The following is a 6,154-nucleotide window of genomic DNA, read 5'->3' as shown; positions in this document are numbered from 1 at the left end:
TAAATGAAGATCGCGATTGCAGGTAATACCCTGTTCATTTCAGATACTCCTTACTATAAAACAGTGCCCGTTTGGACACCTGCTCAGATAGCGAAAAAGTTACTCACTATTACCACCTGAAACCTGTACACAATACACGCTCGCATTGTGCCATAGCGTGCCATAAAGGGGTTTTAGCGAAGGCAGCTTTTCGCTTTCAACGTGTTTCACGTTTTACTCAAACCCAAATTAACCACCTTTAGATGACACAATGATTTCTGCTACACCCGGCTTTTCTTTACCCCTAGAGGCATGCTGAACCTGCTTGTTGATAACCTTTAAATGTTTATCCACATCAGAAGTACTGAGAGTTTGATCCCCACCTTCAAATCCAGAGAAATTTTGTTGATTTCTCGTGCTAAAAGAGTAACCACCACAGTTAAACGTTGCCGTCAAATCTGGACCATAGCAATGAGTCTGACGCACAACCCAACTAGTTACTGAATATTTCTTGAGCCTCTTAGGTGGCTTTGTATGCCATAGACCGCGCTTAAGATGAGCGGCTGCTATGCAATCATAAGGGGTATTGTTAGTAAAACTGATTTCCAAACTTTCCTCTGGGGCAAACGTCTCTGCGTTAAACTTAGCAGAACTGGCATTGGTAAAAAACATCATGTAAATGAAGATCGCGATTGCAGGTAATACCCTGTTCATTTCAGATACTCCTTACTATAAAACAGTGCCCGTTTGGACACCTGCTCAGATAGCGAAAAAGCGACTCACTATTACCACCTGAAGCCTGTACACAATACACGCTGGCATTGTGCCATAGCGTGCCTAAAGGGGTTTTAGCGAAGGCAGTTTTTCGCTTTCAGCGTACTTCACGCTTTATTCAAACCCAAAGTGACGCCCTTTAGGTGTAACGACTATTTGTGCCTTGCCCGGTTTTTCATTCCACCAGGAGGCATGCTGAATCTGTTTGTTGGTAACAGTTAAATGTTTATCGACATCAGAAACACTGAGAGTTTGATCCCCACCTGCAAGCGCAGAGAGATTTTGTTGATTTCTCGTACTAAACGAGTAACCACCACAGGTAAACTTTACTCTCAAATCAGGACCATGGCCATGAAGCTGATTCACGACCCAACCCGTTGTCAAATGTTTGTAGAGCGTCTCAGGTGGCTCTTGATCCCATTCACCATGCTTAAGATGAGTATTTGCTTTGCAATCATAATCGGTATTGTTAATAAAACTGATTTCCAAACGTCCCTCTGGGTTAAACCACTTGGCAAAACTGGCATTTGTAAAAAACATCATGTAAGTGAAAGTCATAATAGCGGGTAATACTCTGTTCATTTCAGATACTCCATACTATAAAGTTAAAGCAGCGACCATGTGAATAACTGGCCCTCTATATCAGCATAGCTAAAAACAGCTATTCATCAATGCCCTCTGAAGCCCGCGCGCAATACATTCACGCACCGTGCCATGGAGTGATGTTAGCGAAAGCTGACTTTTCACTGTCAACGTGTTTCACGTTTTACTCAACCCCCAATTGACGGCCTTTAGATGAAACAATTATCGCTGCCTTACCCGATAATTTAATCCCATCATAAGCATAAGCGGCATGCCGAGTCTGTTTGTTGGTAACAGTTAAATGTCTATCGACACCAGAAGTACTGTAATGTTGATTCCCAGCTTTAAATACGCAGTAATTTTGTTGATTTTTCGTACTAAACGAGTAACCACCACAGGTAAACTTTATTCTCAAATCAGGACCCCAGACAACACTTTGATACACAATCCAATTAGCTGTTGAATGTTTCGGGATCGACTTAGGTGGCTTTTTATCCCATTGACCATGCTTAAGATAAGCATCTGCCGCGCAACTATAATCGGTCTTGTTGATAAAAGTGATTTCCAAACTTTCCTCTGGGCTATACTTCTTGGCAAAACTGATATTTGTAAAAAACATCATGTAAATGAAAGTTACAATAGCCGATAATACTCTGTTCATTTCAGATACTCCATACTATAAGGCAGTGTCCGTTTGGATATCTGCGCAGACAGCGAAAAACAGCTACTAACTATTACCACTGACAGCCTGTGCGCAATACACGCTTGCGCATTGTGCCATAGTGTGCCATAAAACGGTGTTAGCGAAGGCCGCTTTTCGCTTTCAACGTGTTTCACGTTTTACTCAACCCAAAATTAACGGCCTTTTAATGCAACATAGATTTCTGCCTTACCCAATTTTGACCCAAAAGCGGCATGCTGAGTCTGTTTGTTGGTAACATACAGGTGTTTATCCACATCAAAAGTACTGCAATGTTGATCCCCACCTTCAAATTCAGAGAAATTTTGTTGGTTTTTCGTGCTAAAAGAGTAACCACCACAGTTAAACGTTATGATTATATCAGGACCATAGATGCCCTGTTCCGCAATCCAATAAACTACCGAATGTTTCGAGACCGACTTAGGTGGCTTTCTATGCCATTCACCATGTTTAAGATAAGCGTCTAGCGTGCACTTATAATCCGTGTTGTTCGTAAAAAATACTTCCAAACTTTCCGCTTGATGAAAAGCAGCAAAACTGGCGTTTGTAAAAAACATCATGTAAATGAAGGTTGTAATAACAGGTAATACTTTGTTCATTTCAGATACTCCTATAAAACAGTGACCATGTAAGCACCTGGTCACATGGAAAAACAACTGTTTACTATTACCCTCTGAAGTCTATGCACAATACAGTCATGCACCGTGCCGTGGAGTGATGTTGACGAAAGCTGACTTTACACTTTCAACGTGTTTCACGTTTTATTCAAATCCAAAGAGACCTCCTTTAGATGACACAATGATTTCTGCCTTACCCCCTTTTTTCCAATAAGCGGCATGCTGAGTTTGTTTGTTGATAACATGTAGATGTTTATCTACACCAAAAGTAGTGTAATGTTGATCTCCGCCCCTAAGTCCCGAGTAATTTTGTTGATTTTTGGTACTAAAAGAGTAACCACCACAGGTAAACGTTACAATTATATTAGGGCCATAGGCGGTCTGTTCACCAACCCAATAAGTGCTCGACTGTTTCTGGATCGACTCAGGTGGCTTTTTTTTCCATTTACCATGTTTAAGATAAGCGTTTATTTTGCATTCATAATTGGTATCGTTAATAAAATCTACTATCAAATAGCGGGTTGGGTTAAGAATTTCAGCAAAACAGGCGTTTGTAAAAAACATCATGTAAATGAAGGTGACAATAGCAGGTAATACTCTGTTCATTGCAGATACTCCATACTATAAGACAGTGGCCATTTGAACACCTGGCCCTATGTCAGCATAGCTAAAAACAGCTGCTCATCAATACCCTCTGAAGCTTGCGCACAATACATTACGCTCATGCATCGTGCCATGGAATGATGTGAGCGAAAGCTGACTTTTCACTTTCAGCGTGTTTCACGTTTTACTCAAACCCAAATTAACCGCCTTTAGGTGACACAATGATTTCTGCTACACCCGGCTTTTCTTTACCACAAGAGGCATGCTGAACCTGCTTGTTGATAACCTTTAAATGTTTATCCACATCAGAAGTACTGAGAGTTTGATCCCCACCTTCAAATCCAGAGAAGTTTTGTTGATTTCTCGTGCTAAAAGAGTAACCACCACAGTTAAACGTTGCCGTCAAATCTGGACCATAGTAATGAGTCTGAAGCACAACCCAACTAGTTACCGAATATTTCTTGAGCCTCTTAGGTGGCTTTGTATGCCATATACCGCGCTTAAGATGAGCGGCTGCTATGCAATCATAAGGGGTATTGTTAGTAAAACTGATTTCCAAACTTTCCTCTGGATCAAACTTAGCAAAACTGGCATTTGTAAAAAACATCATGTAAATAAAGGTTGCAATAGCGGGTAATACTCTGTTCATTTCAGATACTCCATACTATAAGACAGTGGCCATTTGAACACCTGGCCTCCTATGTCAGCATAGCTAAAAACAGCTGCTCATCAATACCCTCTGAAGCTTGCGCGCAATACATTACGCTCATGCATCGTGCCATGGAATGATGTGAGCGAAAGCTGACTTTTCACTTTCAGCGTGTTTCACGTTTTACTCAAACCTAAATTGATCTCCTTTAAGTGAAACAACTATTTGTGCCTTACCCTTTTTATTTCCACTAATAGAGGCATGCTGAATTTGTTTGTTGGTAACATGTAAATGTTTATCGACATGAGAAGTGTTGAGAGTTTGATTCCCGCCTTCAAGCTCACAGTAATTTTGTTGATTTTTTGTATTAAAAGAGTAACTGCCACAGGTAAATTTTATTGTCATATCAGGACCATAAAAAAACTTCTGAATCGCGACCCAATGAGTGGTAGAGTTTTTCGGGAGTGTCTTAGGTGGCTCTTTGTGCCATTGACCATGCTTAAGATGAGATTCTATGGTGCAATCATAACCAGTGTTATTAATAAAACTGACTTCCAGGCTTTCTGGCGGATCAAATTTAGCAAAACTGGCATTTGAAAAAAACGTCATGTAAATGAAGGTCGCGATAGCGGGTAATACTTTGTTCATTCTAGGTACTCCATACAATAAAACTGTGACCGTTTGGACATCTGCTCAGACAGCGAAAAAGCCACTCACTGTTACTATCTAAAGCATGCGCGGAATCCATTCTTTCATCGTGCGGGGAGTGGTATTAGTGAAGGGCAACTTTTCACTTTTAGCGATGTACGAAAGTACAAAAACACACATTGAGAAAAATAAACGTCACTCGGTGACAGCCCTACAGCCCTCCCTTTCGAAGAAAATACCATTTTTGGTAATCAGTAGTCTAGCCCGGATATTTCATAAACTGCCCTGAGAATTGCGCGGAACCTTGCGGTTCTAAGGGATTTTGCGAAGGAGCGCCGTACCGGGGAGTACGGTCGACTGAGCAAAACTCCCTTAGAGTCGCAAGGAGCAAGCAAGGCCAGGAGCATGTTTATGAAATATCCGGGCTAGACTTAATCTGACATTTATCCTTCAAAATGAGAAGGGATACCGGTTTAGATAGAGGGTTATTAAGCATAATCTACAATCACGACACCACGAGGCAGAAGACTTACCGGTTTTGGCATTCTAGGAGGCTGTCCGAGAATAGCGCCCGTAGCGAGGATTACGAGAAATTGAGGATAAAAAATTCTGCTTCTGAGGATAATAGTGGGGCTATTTGACGAAGAAGCAGGAATTTTCAGACCAATTTATCGCAACCGCAGTAGGGCAGTCTATTCTCGGACAGGCTCCTAGTACTCCGTCCGGCAAAAAATGATAGTTAAGCAGATGCTATTCTAATAACTCCGATTCCATAATGCCGGAGTTATTATGACCATCAAGTATCATGTTCAACTCAGCGGGGACGAACGATCAATGCTTGAACGGCTTATCAAGCAGGAAAAACCCAAAGTTGCACAACACAAAAAACGTAGAGCCAATATCCTTCTGGCTATAAATGCCCTCTTGATCCAAGGCGTCCACTTGTTTGCCTTGATGAAAGTAGCAAGTAGCAAGTTAAAGAAGTCGTTAATCCAATGCCTGTTGAGCCTGGCAAGCCGGAGCGTTATGACATAGAGTATGAACGTAATGGTGTCAGCAATCTGTTCATGATGTTTGAACCCTTAACAGGTTGGCGGCATGTTGAGGTGACTGATCGCAGGACAGCGATTGATTGGGCTCATCAAATCAAGTTTCTGGTCGATGTTCGCCACAAAAACGCGGAGAAAGTTATACTGATTGGAGATAACTTGAACACGCGTTCTACGGCATCACTTTATAAAGCTTTTTCCCCAGAAGAAGCCCGCGGAATGATTGATAAGCTTGAGTTTCATTACGCCCCAAAGCATGGTAGTTGGCTGGATATGGCCGAAATTGAGCTGAGTATACTGAGTCGCCAGTGTCTGGATCGGCGTATCCCTACCCAAGACATTCTCCGCAGAGAAGTCAAAGCTTGGGAAGAGAAGCGCGACGCGAGAAAAGTGACTACACAGTGGCGTTTTACCACTGAAGACGCCCGGATAAAACGTAAAAGACTGTATCCAAAGATGCCAGAGCTTGATAATACAGAGTAGATTGAGCGCCTCCGCAGAACATAAACCAGGCTACTAAGTACATGACCATTTGCTTTTCAAGTTGGTCTAC

General features: G+C 41.9%; 7 protein-coding genes and 1 pseudogene. 1 reads left to right on the top strand and 7 read right to left on the bottom strand.

The window, feature by feature from the left end:
• Positions 1–228 precede the first annotated feature (228 nt).
• The 7 genes from V4C51_RS06855 to V4C51_RS06825 all read right to left on the bottom strand — a co-directional run bounded on the left by V4C51_RS06855 (position 229) and on the right by V4C51_RS06825 (position 4,552).
• Entirely contained in the window at positions 229–693 is a 465-nt protein-coding gene (locus V4C51_RS06855) for a hypothetical protein (protein ID WP_330925399.1), read from the bottom strand.
• A gap of 174 nt (positions 694–867) precedes the next feature.
• Positions 868–1,335, bottom strand: a complete 468-nt coding sequence (locus V4C51_RS06850) for a hypothetical protein (protein ID WP_330925398.1) — start codon at positions 1,333–1,335, stop codon at positions 868–870.
• A gap of 184 nt (positions 1,336–1,519) precedes the next feature.
• Positions 1,520–1,996, bottom strand: a complete 477-nt coding sequence (locus V4C51_RS06845; protein WP_330925397.1) for a hypothetical protein — start codon at positions 1,994–1,996, stop codon at positions 1,520–1,522.
• 194 nt (positions 1,997–2,190) lie between these two features.
• A complete protein-coding gene (locus V4C51_RS06840) occupies positions 2,191–2,634 on the bottom strand; it encodes a hypothetical protein (RefSeq protein ID WP_330925396.1) in 444 nt (147 codons plus the stop codon).
• 162 nt (positions 2,635–2,796) lie between these two features.
• Positions 2,797–3,258 carry a hypothetical protein gene (locus V4C51_RS06835; RefSeq protein WP_330925395.1) on the bottom strand — a complete coding sequence of 154 codons (462 nt, stop codon included), beginning with the start codon at positions 3,256–3,258 and terminating at the stop codon, positions 2,797–2,799.
• 196 nt (positions 3,259–3,454) lie between these two features.
• A complete protein-coding gene (locus tag V4C51_RS06830) occupies positions 3,455–3,904 on the bottom strand; it encodes a hypothetical protein (RefSeq protein ID WP_330925394.1) in 450 nt (149 codons plus the stop codon).
• 183 nt (positions 3,905–4,087) lie between these two features.
• Positions 4,088–4,552, bottom strand: a complete 465-nt coding sequence (locus V4C51_RS06825) for a hypothetical protein (RefSeq protein ID WP_330925393.1) — start codon at positions 4,550–4,552, stop codon at positions 4,088–4,090.
• Positions 4,553–5,463: 911 nt separating this feature from the next.
• On the opposite strand from V4C51_RS06825, the pseudogene V4C51_RS06815 reads away from it, so the two are divergent.
• A pseudogene (locus V4C51_RS06815) lies at positions 5,464–6,084 on the top strand (IS630 family transposase); the annotation flags it as partial.
• Positions 6,085–6,154 lie beyond the last annotated feature (70 nt).

This window comes from Candidatus Sororendozoicomonas aggregata, assembly GCF_031528575.1.
GTDB lineage: Bacteria > Pseudomonadota > Gammaproteobacteria > Pseudomonadales > Endozoicomonadaceae > Endonucleibacter > Endonucleibacter aggregata.
This window is presented reverse-complemented; position numbering and strand designations above follow the sequence as displayed.

Coding starts and splice junctions, on each gene's coding strand:
- V4C51_RS06835 (WP_330925395.1), bottom strand. CDS start 3,258: ATGAACAGAGTATTACCTGCTATTGTCACCTTCATTTACATGATGTTT.
- V4C51_RS06830 (WP_330925394.1), bottom strand. CDS start 3,904: ATGAACAGAGTATTACCCGCTATTGCAACCTTTATTTACATGATGTTT.
- V4C51_RS06840 (WP_330925396.1), bottom strand. CDS start 2,634: ATGAACAAAGTATTACCTGTTATTACAACCTTCATTTACATGATGTTT.
- V4C51_RS06845 (WP_330925397.1), bottom strand. CDS start 1,996: ATGAACAGAGTATTATCGGCTATTGTAACTTTCATTTACATGATGTTT.
- V4C51_RS06825 (WP_330925393.1), bottom strand. CDS start 4,552: ATGAACAAAGTATTACCCGCTATCGCGACCTTCATTTACATGACGTTT.
- V4C51_RS06855 (WP_330925399.1), bottom strand. CDS start 693: ATGAACAGGGTATTACCTGCAATCGCGATCTTCATTTACATGATGTTT.
- V4C51_RS06850 (WP_330925398.1), bottom strand. CDS start 1,335: ATGAACAGAGTATTACCCGCTATTATGACTTTCACTTACATGATGTTT.